Annotated in this window: 20 protein-coding genes; 5 read left to right on the top strand and 15 right to left on the bottom strand. The window is 60.3% G+C overall.

Annotated elements, in window-relative coordinates:
* Positions 1–2 precede the first annotated feature (2 nt).
* A complete protein-coding gene (locus tag JQR87_RS00890) occupies positions 3–935 on the top strand; it encodes a LysR family transcriptional regulator (RefSeq protein ID WP_407293557.1) in 933 nt (310 codons plus the stop codon).
* Between the two features lie 349 nt (positions 936–1,284).
* Here JQR87_RS00890 and JQR87_RS00885 read toward each other — a convergent pair whose 3' ends face one another.
* The 5 genes from JQR87_RS00885 to JQR87_RS00865 all read right to left on the bottom strand — a co-directional run bounded on the left by JQR87_RS00885 (position 1,285) and on the right by JQR87_RS00865 (position 6,439).
* Entirely contained in the window at positions 1,285–2,235 is a 951-nt protein-coding gene (locus tag JQR87_RS00885; RefSeq protein ID WP_407293559.1) for an alpha/beta fold hydrolase, read from the bottom strand.
* A gap of 685 nt (positions 2,236–2,920) precedes the next feature.
* Entirely contained in the window at positions 2,921–3,481 is a 561-nt protein-coding gene (locus JQR87_RS00880) for a fructose-2,6-bisphosphatase (protein ID WP_407293560.1), read from the bottom strand.
* A gap of 124 nt (positions 3,482–3,605) precedes the next feature.
* Entirely contained in the window at positions 3,606–4,028 is a 423-nt protein-coding gene (locus JQR87_RS00875) for an HPF/RaiA family ribosome-associated protein (protein ID WP_407293563.1), read from the bottom strand.
* Between the two features lie 166 nt (positions 4,029–4,194).
* Entirely contained in the window at positions 4,195–5,490 is a 1,296-nt protein-coding gene (locus tag JQR87_RS00870; protein WP_407293564.1) for an NTP/NDP exchange transporter, read from the bottom strand.
* Between the two features lie 31 nt (positions 5,491–5,521).
* A complete protein-coding gene (locus JQR87_RS00865) occupies positions 5,522–6,439 on the bottom strand; it encodes an aldo/keto reductase (protein WP_407293565.1) in 918 nt (305 codons plus the stop codon).
* A gap of 258 nt (positions 6,440–6,697) precedes the next feature.
* On the opposite strand from JQR87_RS00865, the gene JQR87_RS00860 reads away from it, so the two are divergent.
* Positions 6,698–6,907, top strand: a complete 210-nt coding sequence (locus tag JQR87_RS00860; protein ID WP_407293566.1) for a hypothetical protein — start codon at positions 6,698–6,700, stop codon at positions 6,905–6,907.
* A gap of 15 nt (positions 6,908–6,922) precedes the next feature.
* Here JQR87_RS00860 and JQR87_RS00855 read toward each other — a convergent pair whose 3' ends face one another.
* From JQR87_RS00855 to JQR87_RS00845, 3 genes are all read right to left on the bottom strand, one after another.
* Positions 6,923–8,557 carry a methyl-accepting chemotaxis protein gene (locus tag JQR87_RS00855; protein WP_407293569.1) on the bottom strand — a complete coding sequence of 545 codons (1,635 nt, stop codon included), beginning with the start codon at positions 8,555–8,557 and terminating at the stop codon, positions 6,923–6,925.
* Positions 8,558–8,561: 4 nt separating this feature from the next.
* Positions 8,562–8,714 (bottom strand): hypothetical protein, encoded by a 153-nt coding sequence (locus JQR87_RS00850; protein ID WP_407293571.1) that lies wholly within the window; start codon positions 8,712–8,714, stop codon positions 8,562–8,564.
* A 163-nt stretch (positions 8,715–8,877) separates the two neighbouring features.
* Positions 8,878–10,803, bottom strand: coding sequence for a RecQ family ATP-dependent DNA helicase (locus JQR87_RS00845; protein WP_407293574.1), 1,926 nt, complete (start codon positions 10,801–10,803; stop codon positions 8,878–8,880).
* Positions 10,804–11,114: 311 nt separating this feature from the next.
* Between JQR87_RS00845 and JQR87_RS00840 the strand changes: the two genes are divergently transcribed.
* Positions 11,115–11,357, top strand: coding sequence for a DUF2790 domain-containing protein (locus JQR87_RS00840; RefSeq protein ID WP_407293577.1), 243 nt, complete (start codon positions 11,115–11,117; stop codon positions 11,355–11,357).
* A 94-nt stretch (positions 11,358–11,451) separates the two neighbouring features.
* On the opposite strand, the gene JQR87_RS00835 is transcribed toward JQR87_RS00840, so the two are convergent.
* The 5 genes from JQR87_RS00835 to JQR87_RS00815 form a co-directional block, all read right to left on the bottom strand.
* On the bottom strand, positions 11,452–12,054 hold the full coding sequence (locus JQR87_RS00835) for a nitroreductase family protein (protein ID WP_407293580.1): 603 nt from the start codon (positions 12,052–12,054) through the stop codon (positions 11,452–11,454).
* Positions 12,055–12,282: 228 nt separating this feature from the next.
* A protein-coding gene (locus tag JQR87_RS00830) for an IS3 family transposase (protein ID WP_407293582.1) occupies positions 12,283–13,502 on the bottom strand; the annotation gives its coding sequence in 2 pieces (ribosomal slippage) (positions 12,283–13,154 and positions 13,154–13,502; 1,221 coding nt in all).
* Positions 13,503–13,608: 106 nt separating this feature from the next.
* Positions 13,609–15,150, bottom strand: a complete 1,542-nt coding sequence (locus tag JQR87_RS00825; protein WP_407293584.1) for a phosphoenolpyruvate carboxykinase — start codon at positions 15,148–15,150, stop codon at positions 13,609–13,611.
* Between the two features lie 156 nt (positions 15,151–15,306).
* Positions 15,307–16,200, bottom strand: coding sequence for an Hsp33 family molecular chaperone HslO (hslO, locus tag JQR87_RS00820; RefSeq protein WP_407293586.1), 894 nt, complete (start codon positions 16,198–16,200; stop codon positions 15,307–15,309).
* Positions 16,201–16,335: 135 nt separating this feature from the next.
* A complete protein-coding gene (locus tag JQR87_RS00815) occupies positions 16,336–16,731 on the bottom strand; it encodes an RNA-binding S4 domain-containing protein (protein WP_407293588.1) in 396 nt (131 codons plus the stop codon).
* A gap of 101 nt (positions 16,732–16,832) precedes the next feature.
* Here JQR87_RS00815 and JQR87_RS00810 point away from each other — a divergent pair, with 101 nt between their 5' ends.
* Positions 16,833–17,300: an ATP-dependent zinc protease family protein gene (locus JQR87_RS00810; protein ID WP_434157855.1), complete on the top strand. Its 468-nt coding sequence runs from the start codon at positions 16,833–16,835 to the stop codon at positions 17,298–17,300.
* Positions 17,297–18,202 (top strand): 30S ribosomal protein S6--L-glutamate ligase, encoded by a 906-nt coding sequence (rimK, locus tag JQR87_RS00805; protein ID WP_407293592.1) that lies wholly within the window; start codon positions 17,297–17,299, stop codon positions 18,200–18,202. The genes JQR87_RS00810 and rimK overlap by 4 nt, the downstream gene beginning before the upstream one ends.
* Positions 18,203–18,236: 34 nt before the next feature.
* On the opposite strand, the gene JQR87_RS00800 is transcribed toward rimK, so the two are convergent.
* A complete protein-coding gene (locus JQR87_RS00800; protein ID WP_407293594.1) occupies positions 18,237–19,571 on the bottom strand; it encodes an ATP-binding protein in 1,335 nt (444 codons plus the stop codon).
* Positions 19,572–19,680: 109 nt separating this feature from the next.
* Positions 19,681–20,415 carry an osmolarity response regulator transcription factor OmpR gene (gene ompR / locus JQR87_RS00795; protein ID WP_407293596.1) on the bottom strand — a complete coding sequence of 245 codons (735 nt, stop codon included), beginning with the start codon at positions 20,413–20,415 and terminating at the stop codon, positions 19,681–19,683.
* Between the last annotated feature and the right edge of the window lie 133 nt (positions 20,416–20,548).

Genomic DNA, 20,548 nt, shown 5'->3' with positions numbered 1-20,548 from the left:
GAATGAATATCTACCACTTCGACCTCAACCTTCTTCGCGTACTAGACGCTCTGCTACGCGAACGCAACGTATCACGCGCCGCCGAGCGGCTCTCGCTCAGCCAGCCGGCGGTCAGTAATGCGCTGAGCCGCCTGCGCGAACTGCTCGATGATCCGCTGCTGGTTCGCGTCGGCCGTGGCATGCAGCCGACGCCTCGCGCGCTGGGCCTGGAAGCACCCATTCGTGATGCGTTGCAGCAGATCGAACATACGCTGAACGCTGGCGATTTATTCGACCCCGCCACCAGCCGACAGCGCTTCGTCATCGCCGTGACCGATTACGTCGAGCTGATCTGCATGCCAGCGCTTATGGCGCATTTGGCCAAGGTGGCGCCGGGTGTTCAGCTGGCGATTCAACACCTGACCCCGAACTTACCGGCCGAAGCATTGGATGACGGCGAGCTGGATCTGGTGCTGGGCCGCTTCGTCGATGTCCCGACGCGTTTTCACACGCGTCACTGGGCCAGCGAGACGCTGCAGGTCGCGGTGCGCCAAGGCCATCCACTGGTTGGCGGAACGCTGGACCTCGAGGGGTTTCTGCGCCTGCGTCACCTCTGGGTCCACGGAGGCCAGACGCGCGGCATGGTCGACCAATGGCTGGAAGAACACGGCCTCAGCCGCGAGGTCGTCTACACCACCCCAAACTATCTTCAGGCTGCACATATCGTGGCGCGCAGTGATCTTGCGGCAGTACTGCCGACGCAGCTGGCACGCTATTTCGCGGAGCTGCTGCCACTTCAGCTGTTCGACCTGCCCTTCGACCTCGGCAGTTTCCGGCTGGATATCGTCAGCGTTGCCCAACGCGAGCGGGACGCAGCCTTGCAATGGTTGATCGAGCAGATCCTTGCACTCGGCGGCGATAAGGCATCAGCCCTGTCGCCTGAGCGCACCGCGTAGCGGCACGTGGTTACTCATCAGTGACAGCCGCTCCGCCCTTTTCAACAGGCAACAAAAAACCCGCCGAAGCGGGTTTTTCCTGACCATTCCGAATCCGTCCGGCTGCCTTCCTGGCGATGGTCGATCTTCCTTGATCCTGAGCGCGTCCTGCGCTTCAGAGATGGGTATAGATTAGCCATGGCATCGACAAGGCTGAAGAGCCAATGGCTGGGATCTTTGTAAGCATTTGGCTATAGCGGGAACAAACCCGTCGTTTCGCTGTATGGATGAAACGCTGGCGCGTCGCCCATCCACTCCTACAAAAACAGAAAGGCCGACCGGCCCCGAGCGAGGGCCGGTCGTAAGCGAGTTACTGCTTAAGGAAAGTCAGCAGGTCCTGATTCAAACGGTCCTTGTGGGTGTCCGCCAGACCGTGCGGCGCGCCTGGGTAAACGATGAGTTGCGCGTCCTTGACGAGGGCAGCCGACGCACGCGCAGAGGTGTCGATCGGAACGATCTGATCATCGTCGCCGTGAATCACTAACGTGGGTACATCGAACTTTCTCAGGTCCTCTCGGAAATCAGTGGCAGAAAAGGCTGCTATCGAGTCGTAGGTATTCTTGTGCCCAGCTTGCATGCCCTGGACCCAGAACGATTGAATCAAGCCCTGTGAAGGGGTGGCACCTGGCCGGTTGTAGCCAAAGAATGGCCCGGAAGCGATGTCCAGATACAGCTGCGAGCGGTTGTCCAACGAGGCCTGACGAAGCCCGTCGAATACGTCCAGCGGCACACCATTGGGATTGCTTTCGGTTTTGAGCATCAGCGGCGGAACCGAGGCAACCAAGACGGCCTTCTTTACCCGACTCGTGCCGTGGCGACCGATATAGCGCGCCACCTCGCCGCCGCCGGTTGAAAAACCAACCAAGGTTGCATCTTTCAGGTCCAGGGCTTCCAGAACCGCCGCCAGATCGTCGGCGTAGTGGTCCATGTCGTTACCTTCCCACGGCTGGCTCGAGCGGCCATGGCCACGGCGGTCATGGGCGACGACTCGATAGCCTTTTGAGGCCAGGAATATCATCTGCGATTCCCAACTGTCTGAACTCAACGGCCAGCCGTGGCTGAACGTAACCACCTGGCCGTCACGCGGACCCCAGTCCTTGTAATAGAGGCTGACGCCATCTTTCGTGGTGATATAGCTCTCGGAGCGCTCGGCCCCATGGACCGCAGCGGTGCTGCTACCGGCTGCTAGGGATGATTCTGCTGATACTGCGGCTGCAAGCGTAAGGGCAGCGAGAGTCAGTGCGCGGTTCAGTGTGCTCATGGTCAGGTCCTCGGTAAGTAGTAGGGTCAGCGGCTAACGTTGCGTGTCAGCCGATGAACCTATCTTGCCCATCGAGGCGATCCGTACGGACTCAAATCGTCTTTAAAAAGATGCAGATCGTCCAAATCAGCACGGTTTGGCCAATCAATAGCGTCGCGCTGATACACCTGCGGTTTCAGATAAAAACGTGAAGAAGGGGCGTGAAGGGCGGAAAGTGAGGCCGGTACCAGGCACCCACTGGCCTGCACGTGCAAACGCTTGGGTACAAAAGCAAAAACCCGCCGAAGCGGGTTTTTTCTGACCTTTCCGAATCCTTTCGAGTGCCGTCCTGGCGATGGTCGATCATCCTGATCCTGAGCGCTTCCTGCGCTTCAGAGTGGGTGTAGATTAATCACCTCCATTCTGCACATGAAGCGGAGATCGCCGTCGACCTTTGTAAGCATTTCGCTATAGCTGCGCAGCAGCTGCATTAGTAACACCCAGGCAGCTTGCTCGTTCCGCCTCGAATACCGTCCATTATTCGCCAAGTTCATGTAACGACGCCTATCTACGTCATGCGGATGAGCCGTAAGTGATTTCGTCAATCTCTATCGGCCTCTGCTCTACGCGCATGCAATAACCTTATTTAACGTAAGTATTAGTCGTCGGTCAGGTTTTTTTGCTTGCGGGCTATGCCTTTTCGAAGTCACGACTTGTGATAGCGACTTGGATGCCAGTAGCCCGACAAGAGCGGCACCGCAGGCCCCCGCCAGCCGCGCTTACGCAGTTGCGTGGCAATCAGTGCGTTCATGATCTTGTGACCCATCAGCAGCACGCTTCCATGGGTTTGCGCAAGATCGACCAGCTTGTCGGCGGCTGCGCTTGCACGCTGCCTCGATTCGCTCACCGGCTCGGTGTGATTCGCAAAACCGAAAAACCAGGCCGTGCGAAAGGTAACTCGCCAGATGCGCGAGGGCATCAACGGATACGCCCAGTCGGGATACGGCAGGTGTGCCTCGGCAAACAACGGATCGGGAGCATGCTCGCAAGCACAATTCAGATGCCCACGCGACTCCACGCAACGCATCAGTGAGCTGCACACCACCGCACCGGAAGAACCAGCCAATCGGCGTAGCGATTCCGGTCGTTCGCTGGCGACCACGCTCGCTGCGTTGTAGCGCTCCACCCAGTCCTTCATGCCGGCCGGCGTACTCCACGACGCGGCGCCATGATCGGGGCGACCATGACGCACCAGGATGATCTGCATGAATGATTTCCGGACGGACGGGACGATGGTTTGAAACGCAGCGGGCCGGCGGGTTCCAGTCGACGTGAAAGATTGTGCGGCGCGAATCAAGAGGAGGCCCCGGTCGGCAACCGGGGCCGAACTGTCACCTGTCGAGATCGTCCTGCTTCTGAAGAAACTCCTCTTCGAGCATCGCATCCTTCACCGCCTGCGGTTGCTCATCGAGCAATGGATCATTGAGTTCGCCACCCGAGAGCACCTTGGTATCCAACTTGCCCATCAGATGCTCCAGAGCGTGACGCATCTTCTCAGCGGCACCGTCGACGGCCAGTTGCAAGGACTCGGCCTTGTGCGTCACCGATACGGCCTGATGCCCCTTGGGACGCGCTTCGATCTGGCAGCGCTTGTCATCGGCGCCGGCCTTTTGCGCGTTCTCATCGCTGACATGCACCTCGATGCGCGTGATGAAATCGTCGAAGCGCTCCAGCCGCTCCTCGACAGTCGAACCGACCCACTCATGCAGCTCGACGCTACCGGGGATATGGTGGCTGTTGACTTGAACATGCATACGACTACTCCTGATTGATGACGTACCTACTAAGGTTCGAGGCGCCTGTTGCGCCGAGGTTCACCGGCTTCGTCTGGAGCGATTGTCACGACAGTCGGGCTTGCCTCGGCTGACGCAGGTCACTGAACCCGCGTATCGGACGGGTCTGGCGGGTTGGATTGCTCTGCTAGGGCCCTTCACTGGAACGCTTTCGATCTGCTCGAGCCCCGAGGAACCAACCCAACACGCCCCAGATTGCCGCACAGAAAGCACCCACCAGCGCAACCAGCCAGGCCCCCTGGCCGAGGCTGTCAAGCAGGGTCTTGGCCCAGCCACTGATGGCGTCACCGCCGCGATAGACCACGGTGTCGATGAAGTTCTTCGCCTTGTATTTGCTCTCGGCGTCCAGCGGCGCGAAGATCATTTCGCGACCCGGACGGACGAACGCGTATTCGCCGATGCGCCGCACGATCATCACAGCCGCCAGCACGGCGAAGGTGGGCGCCAACGCCAGACCGACAAAGCCCAGACAGACCAGCGCCGGGACTGCAGCAAGCAGCACGCGTACGCCAAGCCGCTGAGCAACTCGACCTGTGATGAACAACTGTGACACCAGCGCACCGGCCTGCACCACGAAATCGATTGCGCCGAATACGCGAACCTGTTCGGTGCGATCCGGAAAGAGTTCAGCGACCAGACGCGCCTGTTCGAAATAGAGAAAAGTGCTCGCGGTGGTCAGCAGCAGTACGAACGCGGCAACTCCCAGCAGGTAACCCGAACCCAGCACACGCGTTAGCCCGCTGAATGGATTGCCAGCAACCGGGCGGCGAGGGCTTTCGGTCCGCTCGGCGCCGGGCCGGCCGGCTCCCAGCACCTCCCGCCAGACCATCAGATAATGTTTGAGTACAACGGCAGCGAGGAGCAGCAAAGCGGCCAGCAGCATCAACCCGAACTGCCCGAAAACGCCTACCAGTAGCGCACTGAGTGCCGGTCCCACCAGCCCACCGACGCTGGCACCGGCGGCGATGAAGGCGAACAGGCGACGCGCCTGACTGGAATCGAACACATCGGCCATCAGGCTCCAGGCCACAGAGACCACAAACAGGTTGTAGACCGAAATCCATACGTAGAACACGCGGGCCAGCCAGGTACTGTCCTGCATGTAGAAAAACAGCGCGGCGAACAGCAGCAGGTTGAGACAGAAGAAGCCGTACACCCAGTTGATGTAGTGGACCCGCGCGACGCGCGAATTGAGCCAGGCGAACAGCGGAACGGCGAGCAGCATCGCAAAGAACGTGGCGGTGAACAGCCACTGCAGGTTGTCGACGCCGCCCTGTATGCCCATCGACTCACGTATCGGCCGCAGCATGAAGTAGCCGGCGAACAGACAGAAGAACAGACCGAATCCGACCAGGGCCGCACGAACCTCCCCGGGACGGGCATTGATCAAAGCAGCGGCTCGTGACGCAAACGGACCAGCCATCCGGCCTCCTGCTATGCCAGGTGCACGCCGCTCAACGAAAGGCTTCGACGATCAGTTCCCGTTGACGTGCGTCCGGCAAGCGGCCTTGCCCAGCCAGGATGTTGTCAGCCATATAGCGGGGGTTAGAGGTCGCGGGAATCACCGTAGTGACAGCCGGCTCGGCCAGGATGAACTTGAGCAGCAGCTGCGCCCAGGAAGTGGCATCGAGCTCTGGTGCCCAAGCAGGCAGAGGCTTGCCCTTGACCCGGTCCAACAGGTTGCCACGCGTGAAGGGTCGGTTGATCAGCGTGGCGATTCCATTGTCGGCGCAATAAGGCAAAAGCCGTTTTTCCGCATTGCGCTCACTGACGGAATAGTTGAACTGCACGAAGTCGACCGGCTCCTGCTTCAGCACCTCCAGGAGCCGGTCGTGGGCCGACTCGACATAGTGCGTCACGCCAACGTACCGGATACGGCCCTGGTCCTTGAGCTCTCGCAGCAAGGCGAGCTGGACACTTGTGTCCTGCAGGTTATGAACCTGTATCAGATCGATGGTGTCGGTCTGCAGCGCCTCGAAGCTCATTTCGATCTGCGCCAGACCGCGCTCACGTCCGGTGGCGGAAACCTTGGTTGCGAGGAAGACCTGATCTCTCGCGTCACGCCGTTGCACCAGCTCGCCTACTACCCGATCGGCATTGCCGTAGCTTGGCGCGGTGTCGATCACCTTGGCGCCGCCCTCAACGAACACTCGCAGCACATCCAGCAGGGCTTGCATGTCGGGGTCGTCCATAGGGATGTCATGTGTTCGCGAGGTGCCCAGCCCGACCACCGGAAGCATCTCGCTCGTTGAAGGAATCCGGCGCATCCTAAGCGGTTCGATGCCTCTCGCCAGAGGTGGCAGCAGTAGCCCCAACGCGGCGAGGGTCGCTAAAAGTGCGGAACGATAAATCAGCTTGCGGCGCGTCTGCATGGCGGATCTCCGGGTCGATCGGGCGGCGTCGACGCTTGAGTATGGTCGACACGGATGAGACCACCGCTCGATACCGGGGCGAGAGCTTTTCCGTTTGTTACAGCGACCGATGGAAATCGTCCTGGTAACGGCCACAGCGGCCATTCGATAGGGCTACCGAGCCGATAGTGGCATTACGCCTCTATTTCGATTCTAATTCGCACCGCCCATGGTCTGCGCCGGATTTCTCCATCCAGCCCGCCCCTTACCGAGACAATGATGCACCCGAAACCTACCCAGCCTGCCGCTCAGCCGAGCGGAGCTGCACCGAAGGCACGTCGGAGCCGGAAACAGCGACTGATCAACCTGATCTATGCCCTGGGCCTGATTCTGGTGTTCTTGCTCAGCCTGTTGCTTTTGCCGGACGATGTGGGGCTGGGCAAGCTGCTCTGGAGCGCGTTCGACGCCGGCACACCGACCGGCGCCTGAATGCAGCGCTTTCCCTCAAACGCGGAAGCGGCCAACCAACGCCGCCAGGTTCTGCGACAGCGCAGAAAGCTGCTGGCTGGCCTGCATGCTCCTGGCCGAGTTGTCTGCCGCATCGTTGGACAGTTCCCGGATGTCACTGATGTTGCGCGCGATCTCTTCAGTGACGCTGCTCTGCTCCTCACACGCCGTGGCAATCTGCGCGGCCATGTCGTTGATGCGTTGAACCGAATGCGTCGTGTCGGCCAGCACCTGATCAACCCCGGCGGCGCGCTCCACACTGTCGCGTGCCTTGCTACTGCCGGCATGCATCGCTTGCACCGCTTTGGAAACGCCTGTCTGCAAGCGCTCGATGCGCAGCTGGATGTCCTTGGTCGAATCCTGCGTGCGTGCGGCCAATGCACGAACTTCATCAGCCACCACCGCAAAGCCCCGGCCCTGTTCACCAGCCCGGGCTGCTTCGATGGCGGCGTTGAGCGCAAGCAGGTTGGTTTGCTCGGCGATGCCGCGAATCACTTCGAGTACCGCGCCGATGCTTTTGGTTTCTTCAGCCAGCGTCTCAATGGTCTGGGAGGTGCTTTCGACCTCCTGAGCCAGCTGACGAATCGATTCGATGGTGCCGCTGACCACCGCCGCGCCCTGAAGTGACTGGCTTTCGGCGTCGCGCGCCGCATCCGAAGCGTTTTGCGCATTGAGCGCAACCTCGTGGACCGCCGCGCTCATCTCGGTAGCGGCAGTACTGACCTGATCCACCGCGGCGTGCTCGCTGCTGATCAGCTGATCATTGGTCGCGGCCATCCCGGCCATGCTGCGCGCAGCAGCATCGACCTCGGTAGTCACCCGGCCAACTTCGGCAATCAGCGGCTGCAAGGTGTCGAGGAACCGGTTGAAGGCATTACCTAGCTGGCCCAACTCGTCGGCCGAGCGCACATCCAGCCGAGCGCGCAAATCACCGTCGCCTTCGGCAATCTGCTGAACACGTTCGAGCAGTCGGCGCATCGGTCGCAGCACGACCAAGGGCAAGCCCACCACCAGCAGCACGCAGCCGGCCAGACCAATCATCAGCACGATGACCTGCTGTCCTGCGGTCTCCTCACCTTCAGCGATGGCGGCCTCGCCTTCACGGTTTGCCGCATCAGCTTCGAGATCGCCCAGCTTGTCGATGGCATCACGCATGGTCCCGAAGCGCGTCTCGCTCTCGCCGAAGCTCAAGGCACTGGCTCCCTGCGGGTCGATATCGATCTGCTCGATCACCCGCCGCGAAACCTGCGCCCACTCCTGGAAGCCACGGTTGAATTGTTCGACCAGCGCCAGCGCATCCGCACCCGGCTGCATGGCAGCGTATTCCTGCACGCGGTCGTAGGCCTGCTTGAGGTTTTCGGCGTGGCTGGCCTTCAGCGCTTGGACGTGGTCACCCGCGTCATTGTCAAGCAGGCTTCGCTCGGCAACGAAGGCTTGGTAGAGGTCCCGGTCGGCACTGAGCAGCAAGACGATGGCAGGCAATTGCCGGGTCGCCATGCGTTGGCTCGATTCGGCGACCTGGTCGACGCCGCGCATGCCAACCAGCCCCATCAGCACCAACAGCAGGGCTAGCGCGATTATCGGAAGGGTGATTTTCCAGCGGAATCCGAGATCAGTAAAAAAGCGAGACATAGCGTCATTCCTGGCAGATCGTCGTTGTTATCGACAGCAAGGTCCGCGGCGTGATGTCGTTGATCGGAATCTGACCAAACGACCTTTCCTTATGAATCGACAGCTCCTTCAGGCACATCGAACCAGACTCGCTGGCGACTGGATAGTCGAGTGGCATTCTGCCGCCTATCCGGCATGCATGGATGAGCACCATAGTCGAATAAAGAAATTGCTGGACCTGCAGATAGCAGCGCCGCGTGGGCAGACCGTCCCGGTGTCGCTCTCGGGTGTTCAAGCCTTGGCAAGCAACACCGGCTAAACGGCCTGGCCGCAACCGCACCCTAACTTGTCAGGCGGGCACGAACCTCGGCGTAGCGATAGGCTTCCAGCGACGCGTAACCCGGTATCTGCCGCGCCTTCAGCTTGGTAAACACCGGGACGCTGATGCCGCAGAGAAAGCGTGTCAGGCATTCGGCGCTGGGCGCGGTGCCCTTGAGCTGTCTGTAACGCTCACTGAAGTCGGCGCAGCGGGCATCGACATCAATCTCGCTGAGCGGCAGCAGTGCCGGCGGCTCCGGTAGTTGCGCGACCTGACCGTGGCAAACCGAACAATGCTCACAGTGCTGTGGTGCGTGCAGATCGCCGAAATAGGCAGCCAGCCGCTGACTCAGACATTCAGTGCACTCGAACAACGCCAGCATGTTGTCGATGCGAGTGATTTCGCTAGCTTCGTGCTGCTTGAAATAGGCATGCAGGTCGCTACTCAAAGCCTCGGCATCGAAGCTCGGATCGAGCAACGCATAGACTTCAGTCATCTGCTTGCTTTCCAGCTCGATCCAGCCTTTCTCCTGAAAATACTCGAGCGCGCTGACCACCCGTGCCCGATCGGCGCCGTACTGCTGATAGAGCGTCTCGAAATCCAGCGTGCACCAGGTTCTCGCCCGGGCCGAGCTATTCACGATGGCCTCGACGAACTGCCGTCGCTCGCCTTCGAATTTCGCTACCAACGCCTCGGGCTCCAGCAGATATTTGAAGCGATATTCGGCGAAATAAGCAAAGCGCGGCGCGATAATGCCCCGCAGCTCCAGCTGCACCAGCAAGGTCTTCAGCGGCAACTGGCGGATGTTGCTCAGGTCCGAGAGCTGGTTGAGCATCAACTCCCATTGCCCGCCCGCCCCGGCCTGCAACAGCTCGTCCAGCACGCAGCGGATGCCCTCTTGCTCTGGCGTGTCGCCATAGACGAAGTTCTGCAACACGCTGAGGCTGTCGCGATTGGCCAGCACCAGACAATCGGAAGGCTGCCCGTCGCGCCCGGCCCGGCCGATTTCCTGGCTGTAGTTCTCCACAGACTTGGGCAGGTCGAAGTGCACCACGTTACGGATGTCCGACTTGTCGATGCCCATGCCAAAGGCAATGGTGGCAACGATGCAGTTCAACTCGCCGATCATGAAGCGGCGCTGAATCGACTCGCGCAACTCGTGACCCATTCCTGCGTGGTAGGCGCTGGCCGGGAAGCCTCGCTGCCCCAGGTGCTCGGCCACCTGCTCGGCGGTTTTCTGTTGAGTGACATAGACGATGGTGGGCTGAGCACTCTTGCCGTCCAGCCACTCCACGAGCCGGCGTTGCTTGGCGAAGCCGCTGACCGGCTCCACCAGTAGGTTGAGGTTGGGTCGGTAGAAACCCGTGGTCACCACATCGTCAGCGGCAATCGCGAACTTGCGCTCCATGTCGGCGATTACCGGTGGGGTGGCCGTGGCGGTCAGCAGCAGCACCTGGGGGATGTTGAATTGTCGCTGGTAGTCGGGAAGCTTGAGGTAATCCGGGCGGAAGTTGTGCCCCCACTCGGAGATGCAGTGTGCCTCGTCCACGACGAGCAGCGAGATGGGCACCTGGCTGATAAAGCTGCGGAAGCGCTCGTTCTTCAACCGTTCCACGGAAATCATCAGGACCTTCAACTCGCCCGACTTCGCTCGCGCCATGGTCTCACTGGCCTGCTCGCGGCTCTGCGCCGAATCGATGCTGCCCGCAGCAATACCGTGCCGATGCAGAAAGGCCAGCTGGTCCTGCATCAATGCCAGCAAGGGCGAGACCACCAATGTCAGGTGCGGCAACAGTATCGCTGGCAGCTGGTAGCACAGAGACTTCCCCGACCCGGTAGGGAAGATCGCCGCTGCAGAGCGCCCTGCCACCACGGCGCGAATGGCCTGCTCCTGACCGGGACGGAAGCCGTCGTAGCCGAATGTCTGCGAAAGCGTCTGTTCAATCATGCTGAGTCACTCCTTTGACTGGAGGCCGGAGGGTAGCAAAAGGAGGGAGAGGGTACTGCAAAGCTGGCATGTGCCAGTGGTCAGCCGTCTGGAAGAGCCGAGCAGGCATAGCTGGCGCCACCGAGATCATCTAACAAGCGAAACGGCAACGCATTTCAAGTAATGAGCGGGATTGGGATCGGCAATTATCGTTAGCAGGCTATCTACTTCTAGGATTGCGCAGCTCCTGAGAACAAGCATAAGCGTTGCCGGATCAGGTGATTCGAAACGCGAACAGGACACCTCTATGATCCACAACAGGATGACCTGCCATGCGCGCCACCTTCATTGCCACAGCCCTGCTCTTTTCATCCCTCGCTCAGGCCCAGAACACTGAGGTCGAGACCTATGTCTATGGCACTCGACTTGATATCGCTTCGGTCGTCTCGGTCAAGATAAGCCCAACGCCTTACTGCGAGGTCACCGACGCAGTGATGACCTATCGGGATTCCACCGGTAAGGAGCGTAAGCTGGCCTACAGAACCCTGTCCGACAGCTGCAAGAATCAGAACTGAAGCAATACCAGCGATACCAGACGACACCGATCAGCCCTGTGCTGATCGGCGCGCGGCCTGACAGCGAGCGCGTTGCGCGCCCTGTCAGCAGCAATCAGAAACGATCGCGGATAATGACTTCATCGAATGGCAGCTTGCCGATCCGCGGTTTCGGCTCGACAGCGCGCTTGCCGACCGCGACCATCAAGGCGATGACGTGGTTGTCGGGCAGGTTGATCAGCTTGGCGACCGCGTCGAAGTCGAAGCCATCCATCGGGCACGAATCCAGGCCCTTTCCACGCGCAGCAAGCATCAGCGTCTGGGCCATCAGTCCACAGCTGCGCATCGCTTCGTCACGCTGTACTTGGGGTTTGCCACGGTAGTAGTTGTCGATGGCCCCCACCATGTAGTCCTGCACTTCGGCCGGCGCTCCTTCCCAGGCGCGGCGGGCGTTCTGTTCCCAGCTATCGACCTGTGCACAAACCACTACCAGCATGGACGCATCGGTCATCTGTGCCTGGTCCCAGCCTACCTCGCGGATCTGTGCTCGCAGTTCCGGGTCGCTCACTTCGACGAAGCGAACATGTTGCAGGTTGAACGCTGAAGGCGCGAGCAGAGCCAGCTTCAACAATTCATCCTTCTCTTCGCGGCTAAGCTGAAAGCTGGCGTCATAGGCTTTGACGGCGCGGCGGGACTGGATGGCTTCTTCGATCTGCATGGTGGGGCTCCGATAGGGTGTAAACGTGGCCGCTATGCTAGCGCAGGCATCCATCGAATCCACCCGTCTTGGCTGATCGAACCAATCGGATCGCTCGATTAGTACCCGCACCGCGAGCTCAAGGTGTGGGCAGGCGATACGGCCTGCGAGCCCCATCCCATCTCCCCTCGGATCAGTGTGTCTAGTCCTGAAATAGGTTTACACCTGTTTCGCCTAGATTTGCGTTATCTAGAACGCTCGATGCACTGCATCGGGCGTTTTGTATTTCAGGGCCATATGCGGTCGCTCTGTGTTGTAGATCCTGATGGCCTCGCTGACCATCGATCTGGCCTGTATCAGGTCATCGGGACTCGCTAACAGTAATTCGTTCTTCAGAACTCCATTCACCCGCTCCGCAAGCGCGTTCTGATAGCAGTCGTATCCATCTGTCATCGAACACTGGACACCATGGCGCTTGTGCAGCGCCTGGTAGAGAGCCGAGCAATACTGTATTCCTCGGCCGGAGTGATGGACGAGTGCATGATTACCCTGCCGCTCTTTCAATGCCTGCCGGAACGCGACCGCGACTGATTCTGCTTGCAAGCCCTCATGGACGTGATAGCCGACGATTTTTCGTGAGTAGGCATCAGTGACCAAGCTCAGATACAGAGGGCCGTTTCGACCTGGCAGGTATGTGATATCCGCTACCCACACGTGGTTGGGCGCTTTCGCCTTGACCTGATCAGGCCCTGATTTGAGCAGGTTTGGGTGCCGATAAAAGCGATGAAAACTCTGGGTGGTCTTGTGATAGGCACGCTTGGGCTGGATCAATAACCGGCGCTCTGCCAGGATCCTGAACAGCCGATCACGCCCCACTTTCAAGCGGTCATTGGCCTGGCTGCGCAGAAGATAATGCAGCTTGCGCGTACCGATCCGCGCTTGGCGCAGCCTTATGCGCTGAACATATTGCGCGACCTGTTCATCCTGTCTATGACGCTCATCAGCAACACGGTTGCGCTTGTAGTAAGCCTGACGACTGATGGATAGAAACTGGCAAGCCCTGACGATGGTCAGCCCTTGGATTTGTTCTTGCGAGAGGACTTGCCGGGTCGCTTTTTTACGATCGAAACGCCGTAATCCTTCTCCAGCACATCGACCACGGCTTCGAAAAACTGGGCCTTCTGACTCATGAACTGCAGTTGTTGCTCCAGCTCCTTGATACGTTGCTCAGGCGTAAGGTCTTTGGGATCGGTCACGGCTTGGCTCCTGTCGGCTCGAATGGATGCCCCCTGGCTCCAATCCTGCCGACCATGCTTACGCAACCATACCAAAACGGTGGATCGGCCCTGAATGCCGTAGCGTTGCTGAGCCTGTTTGTAGGTCAGCTCGCCTTTTTCGACCTGATCAACCACCGCCAATTTAAAGGTCAGCGAATAATCACGCTGTGTACGCTTAACACCTTGCTCCATCGAACTCTCCAAATTCGCAGGCAGAAGGTGTAAACCTTATTTAGGACGGGACAGTGCACACAAAAAAGCCGCCCGAAGGCGGCTTTTTTTCAAGGCTTGGCGCCGCTTAGAGCTGCGGGCCGGCCGCCTTGATGGCGTCGGAAACGTCGAACTTTTTGAAGTTCTCGATGAACTTGTTCGCCAGCTCCTTCGCTGCTTCATCATAAGCGTTGGCATCAGCCCAGGTATTGCGCGGGTTTAGCAGCTGGGTGTCGACACCCGCAACAGCCTTCGGCACGTCGAGGTTGATGATCGGCAAATGTTCGGTTTCGGCACCAACCAATGCGCCGCTCTGGATCGCCGCGATCACGGCCCGCGTGGTCGGGATGTTGAAGCGCTTGCCGACGCCGTAGCCGCCACCGGTCCAGCCGGTGTTCACCAGATAGACCTTGGAGCCGAACGCCTGGATACGCTTGATCAGCAGCTCGGCATAAACGCCGGCCGGACGCGGAAAGAACGGCGCGCCGAAGCAGGTGGAGAAGGTCGACTTGATGCCACTGCCGGAACCCATTTCCGTGGAACCCACCAGCGCGGTGTAGCCGGACAGGAAGTGGTAAGCGGCCTGCTCTTCATTGAGGATCGATACCGGAGGCAGAACGCCGGTCAGGTCGCAGGTCAGGAAGATCACCGCGTTTGGCTCGCCGCCAAGGTTCTTCTCGGAACGTTTCTCGACGTATTCCAGCGGGTAGGCCGCACGGCTGTTCTGGGTCAGGCTGTCGTCGGTGTAGTCAGGGGCGCGCTCGTCATTCAGCACGACGTTCTCAAGCACGGTGCCAAACTGGATGGCTTTCCAGATGACCGGCTCGTTCTTCTCGGACAGGTCGATGCACTTGGCGTAGCAGCCACCTTCGATGTTGAACACCACGCCGGTGCCCCAGCCGTGCTCATCATCGCCGATCAGGTAGCGCGACTCGTCAGCCGACAGAGTGGTCTTGCCGGTGCCGGACAGGCCGAAGAACAGCGTGACGTCACCCTCTTCACCGATGTTGGCGGCGCAATGCATCGGCAGCACATCGGCTTCCGGCAACAGGTAGTTCTGTACAGAGAACATGGCCTTCTTCATTTCGCCGGCGTAACGCATGCCAGCGATGAGCACCTTCTTCTGAGCGAAGTTGATGATCACGCAACCATCGGAATTGGTGCCGTCACGCTCGGGGGCGCATTCGAAGTTGGCGATGTTCAGCACTTGCCATTCATCTTTACCGGCCGGGTTGTACTGCTCAGGATTGATGAACAACTGACGACCGAAGAGGTTCTGCCAGGCGGTGGCCGTGGTCATCTTGACAGGCAGGTATTGACCCTCTGAGGACCCTACATGAACGTGGGAAACGAAATGGCCCTGAGCCTTGTTGAAGGTCTCGACGCGATCCCACAGGGCGTCGAACTTATCAGCGGGGAACGGACGGTTGATCGCGCCCCAGGCAATGGAATCCTTGGTGCTGGGCTCTTCAACGATATAGCGATCCGCTGGCGAACGACCGGTACGGTGGCCAGTTTTCACGACGAGCGCGCCATTGGCGGCCAATTCACCCTCACCGCGTTTGATGGCTTCTTCAACCAGTTGGGCGGTGCTGATATCGATGTACACGGCGTTAGTGGCTTGCGTCATGAGTATCCCGTCGGCCCTGGGCCGATTCCTCCATGCTGTTGTAGCCCACGGTACAGTGAACTACACCGAAAAAAAGTGCGCGCGATTATGACAGAAATGACGCTGCGCTGGGTATGAGGGCATGATGGCGAAAAGGTTCCTATCGGCCGGAACCCTTTAATGTCGGGTGCCAGAAGGCCCTTCCGTTCCAGCGCCAGCGAATAGCTGAGCGATATCGGCCGCGTCGAAGCGGTAGCTGTGATTACAGAACTGACAATCGATGGTGATCGCCCCGCCCTGCTCCTGCAAGAGCTGCTCGGCGTCGTCCTGCCCCAGGCTCATGACCGCGCTGGCCGAACGCTCGCGTGAGCAGCTGCAGCGGAACACGATCGGCCGTGGCTCGAATAGCCGAACCTGCTCCTGGTGATAGAGACGATGCAGGATGGTCTCGGAGTTCAGGCCCAGCAACTCCTCGGTTGAAAGAGTATCGGCCAGGGTCCGCAGGTGCTCCCAGCTGGCTTCGCGCTCTTCTCCGTCTCGGATGCGATCGGCCGGCAGCTGCTGCAACAGCATCCCGCAGGCGCGGCGGCCATCAGCAGCAAGCCAGAAGCGCGTCGGCAATTGCTCGGACGAAGCGAAATAGCTCGACAGACTTTCCGCCAGGGTCACACCGTCCAGGCCAACGATGCCCTGATAACGCTGGCCGTTGGCTGGGTCGATGGTCATCGCCAGCACGCCTTCGGGCATCAGCTCCGACAGCGTTGCACCCGGTGTCAGCTGGTCTTCGTGGTAACGGGCAATACCGCGCACCTCGCGATCGCTGGAACACTCGACCATCAGCAGCGGCACCGGGCCGGCCGAGCGAGCCTGAAGCACCATCAGACCTTCGAATTTAAGCGTGCCGACCAACAGGGCGGCCGCCGCAAGCAGTTCGCCGAGCAGCTGGGCAACCTGTTCAGGATATGCGTGCTTGGCTAACACCTCGGCGTAGCTGCGCTCAAGCCCGACCCATTCGCCGCGCACGTCGGTATCATCGAAGAGGAAACGCTGGGTGTTATCGGATTCGAGCATGGGCATGACCAGAGCAGGTGGGCGTTCGGGGCCGTCAGCGCACAGCGGGACGTTGCACGTCTCGTCTATCAGGCGACGCCTAGGAGAAGGGACCGCATTCTAGGGCGAAAGTGGCGACCATCCAACCAGCGGCACTCAACTGGCGTCCGAATGGAAGCGCTGCAAGGCGCGGCGTTGTTTCTTGCTCGGCCGGCCGTCGGTCTCGACACCCAGGGTTCCGGCCTTGCGCATCGCCGCGGCGTGCTCACGGCGGGCCAGGCTTTCGGCGGTCTCTTCGTATAACAGCTGCGCTTCAGGTGCGCCCTTGCGCACTGCCGACAGCGCGCGAATTACCACGGTGCGCTCATCGAAGCCGGCGCGTATTACCAGTTGCTCTCCGAGCTTGGGTTCCTTGCTTGGCTTGCAGCGCTCGCCCTTGCAGTGCACCTTGCCGCCTTCGATGGCCGCTTTCGCCAGGGCACGCGTCTTGAAAAAGCGCGCCGCCCACAGCCATTTGTCCAGACGGACTTTACCGTCGTCTTTCTCATTCATGGTTCAACTCTGCCTAGCGTCTCGTTGTCATAGGTTGATGTGGGGATATGCGGTTGTCATGCTGCCTGTCTAGAATGCGCGGAAATTTGCTGGATACGCCTTTGAACAATCCCGACCTCCAGACAATCATCGGTTTGCGCGAATGGATCGCCCTGCCCGAGCTCGGCGTGGTCGGCCTGCGCGCGAAGATCGATACCGGCGCGAGCACCTCTGCCTTACATGCGACCGACATCAGCGAATTCAAGCGCAATGGCGAACGCTGGGTCCGTTTTACGGCACACCTGGGGACGCTGGTGCAACGCCGCCATCGCTGCGAAGCACCGGTAGTCGCACGCAAGCTCATCAAGAGTTCCAATGGCCAGGCGCAAACGCGTTATGTGGTGCGCACGTTGCTGGCGTTGGGCGATCACCTGTGGCCCGTCGAATTCACTCTTACCTGCCGCAAGACCATGCGCTATCGCCTTCTACTGGGGTCAAAAGCCCTCATGGACGGCAAATGGCTGGTCGACCCTGCACGCACCTACGTGCAGGAAAAACCCCAGACCCTTACCTCTCCCGGTGCCCAATGAAAATCGCCGTGCTGTCGCGCAACCCGCGTTTGTATTCGACCCGCCGCCTGGTGGAGGCCGGCCAGCAACGTGGCCATGAGGTCGTCGTGATCGACACCTTGCGCGCGTACATGAACATCGCCAGTCATAAACCCCAGATTCATTATCGCGGTCGTCCTCTGGAAGGCTTCGATGCGGTGATCCCTCGCATTGGCGCCTCGGTGACTTTCTACGGCTGCGCCGTGCTGCGTCAGTTCGAGATGCAGGGCGTGTTTCCACTCAACGAATCGGTGGCCATCGCGCGCTCCCGTGACAAGCTGCGCTCATTGCAACTGCTGGCCCGACGAGGCATCGGCCTGCCGGTGACCGGCTTCGCTCACTCACCCGATGACATCGCCGACCTGATCCAGATGGTTGGCGGCGCGCCCCTGGTGATCAAGGTGCTCGAAGGCACCCAGGGTATCGGCGTGGTTATGTGCGAAACCGCCACGGCCGCCGAGTCGGTGATCGAGGCCTTCATGGGGCTGAAGCAGGACATCATGGTCCAGGAATACATCAAGGAAGCCGGCGGTGCGGACATCCGCTGCTTCGTCGTTGGCGACAAGGTGATCGCCGCGATGAAACGTCAGGCCAAGCCCGGCGAATTCCGCTCCAACCTGCACCGCGGCGGCACCGCCAGCCTGATCAAGATCACCCCGGAAGAGCGCATGACGGCCATCCGCGCCGCCAAGGTGATGGGCCTGAGCGTGGCTGGCGTGGACATCCTGCGCTCCAATCACGGCCCGCTGGTGATGGAAGTGAACTCCTCTCCAGGACTGGCCGGCATCGAAGACACCACTGGCAAGGATGTCGCCGGGCTGATCATCCAGTATCTGGAAAAGAACGCCGGCCCTCATCTGACCCGCACCAGAGGCAAGGGCTGAACAGCTAGCCAGTCGGCTCGGCAGTTCCGCATGACTAGCCCTTGGGCTTGCTCTGCTGCACCGCATCACGCGGCAAGAGCAGGCCCAGCGGCAGGCTGACTCGCGCCTCGAGGCCGCCACCTTCGCGGTTACGCAACTCAACGACCCCGCCATGTTGCGAGGCGATCCGCTTGACGATCGCCAATCCCAGCCCCGCGCCCTGGCCGCCACGCGCTTTATCGCCGCGAATGAACGGATTGAAGATTTCGCCTAGCTCGTTGGGATCGATCCCCGTGCCTCGGTCGAGCACGCTGAGTACCACATAAGGCGCGTTGCTGTCGCCCGACACATGCGCGGCGACTTCCACACCATGCCCCCCGTAGCGCAACGCATTTTCGATCAGATTGACCAGCAGCCGCTTGATCGACACCCGCCGCAGCGCCAATTGCGGCATAGGCTCAACGCACAGCCGCACGGATTCACCGTATTGGTTGTAAGGCGCCACGACCTCGCGCACCAGCTCGCCCAGATCGATGTTTTCAACCAGTTCATCGCTGCCATCACGAACGAAGGCGAGGAATTGGTCGAGAATGGCGTTCATATCCTCGATATCGCGAACCATGTCCTCGGTGAGCTCGGCATCGCTGGACATCAGTTCGAGCGAAAGGCGCAGGCGCGTCAGGGGCGTGCGCAAGTCGTGGGAGACGCCAGCCAGCATCAGCTCTCGCTCTCGTCCAGCCTGCTCCACGTCTTCGGCCATCTGGTTGAATGCACGATAGACCTCTGTCATCTCGCTCGGCGTGTCGCTGATCGGCAGCCGAACGCTGCGCCCCTTGCCGATCTGCCGTGCCGCATAAACCAGGCGTTTGAGTGGCAGATTGAGCTGGCTGACGAAAATCCACGCCGCCGCGGTAGACAACAACCCGATCCCGAGGAACCAGCCCAGCACGCTCCAGATCCGTTGGCCACGCAAGGGATAGGCGTACAGCGGCACCTGCAGCCAATCCGGCCCCAAGCTTGGCGCCCGAACCCAGATCGCCGTGTCAGGTTGGATACGAACCCGCACGTCGGTCTCGACACCGAGCTCGGCCTGCATCTGCCGCTGGAAGATCTCCGTATAGGGCCAGTGGTATTCGCTGGGTGGCACCTCCTCCGTGGTGACCCGCTGCAAGCCTGCCGCCTGCGCGATGCGCTCCCGGTTTTCGGCGTCGGCGGCCCAGTACGCACGCAACGTCAACGCCGCGCCATGACTGTACTGGCGGTCGACCATGACGTCCTCGTTCATCATCAGGTACACCAGCATCAGTACCTTGGAGAACAGCACGACGATCAGCACCATCCATAGCGTGCGGGCGAAGAAGCTTTGCGGGAACCAGAGCGGGGCTTTCATAGAGGAGCCACGGCGCGAACGCCGGTTATCGAGCAACCCGAGCGAGCAGGCTGATTAACGGAAACGACGGACACAACGGTGTCCGCCGCCTGAGAATGATGCGCGCCGCTTACTTGTTGCCGTCTGGCACGAACACGTACCCCACGCCCCAGACCGTCTGGATGTAGCGCGGCTTGGATGGGTCCGGTTCGATCAGGCGGCGCAGGCGGGAAATCTGCACGTCGATGGAACGTTCGAGCGCATCCCATTCACGCCCCCGCGCAAGATTCATGAGCTTGTCGCGGGTCAGCGGCTCGCGGGCGTGTTGGACCAGCGCCTTGAGCACGGCGAACTCACCGGTGGTGAGCATATGTACCTGATCGCCCTTTTTCAGCTCGCGGGTGCCCAAGAAGAGCTCATAGTCGCCAAAGGTCACGGTCTCGTCTTCGCTACCCGGCGCACCCGGGACCTGCGGCGCCTGCCGACGCAAGACCGCACGAATCCGCGCCAGCAGCTCGCGCGGGTTGAACGGCTTGGCCAGGTAATCGTCCGCGCCCTGCTCCAGGCCGTGGATACGGCTGGCCTCGTCGCCCTTGGCGGTCAGCATGATGATCGGAATCTGGTTGCCGCCCTCGCGCAGACGGGCACACGCAGAAAGCCCGTCCTCACCCGGCATCATCAGGTCCAGCACAACCAGATGGAACAGCTCGCGGCTGAGCAGACGATCCATCTGTTCGGCGCTTTCCACAGTTCGCACGCGATAACCCTGCTCATCGAGAAACCGCTCGAGCAAGCGCCGCAACCGGGCATCGTCATCGACAATCAGGATTTTTTCGCCTTCGTTGGCGGGCGCAGTGCTGCTCATGGGAACTCCCGGAAAAATCGTTAACGCATTATGCGCACACTGATGACAGCGCAACTGAACCCATTGTTAGCAGATTTTTCGTGCTCGGGTAGTTATCGCGAATGTCGTACGGCGCCTGACGCTTGCCGCTGGC

This window comes from Stutzerimonas stutzeri (genome assembly GCF_051028275.1).
Lineage (GTDB): Bacteria > Pseudomonadota > Gammaproteobacteria > Pseudomonadales > Pseudomonadaceae > Stutzerimonas > Stutzerimonas stutzeri_AS.
This window is presented reverse-complemented; position numbering and strand designations above follow the sequence as displayed.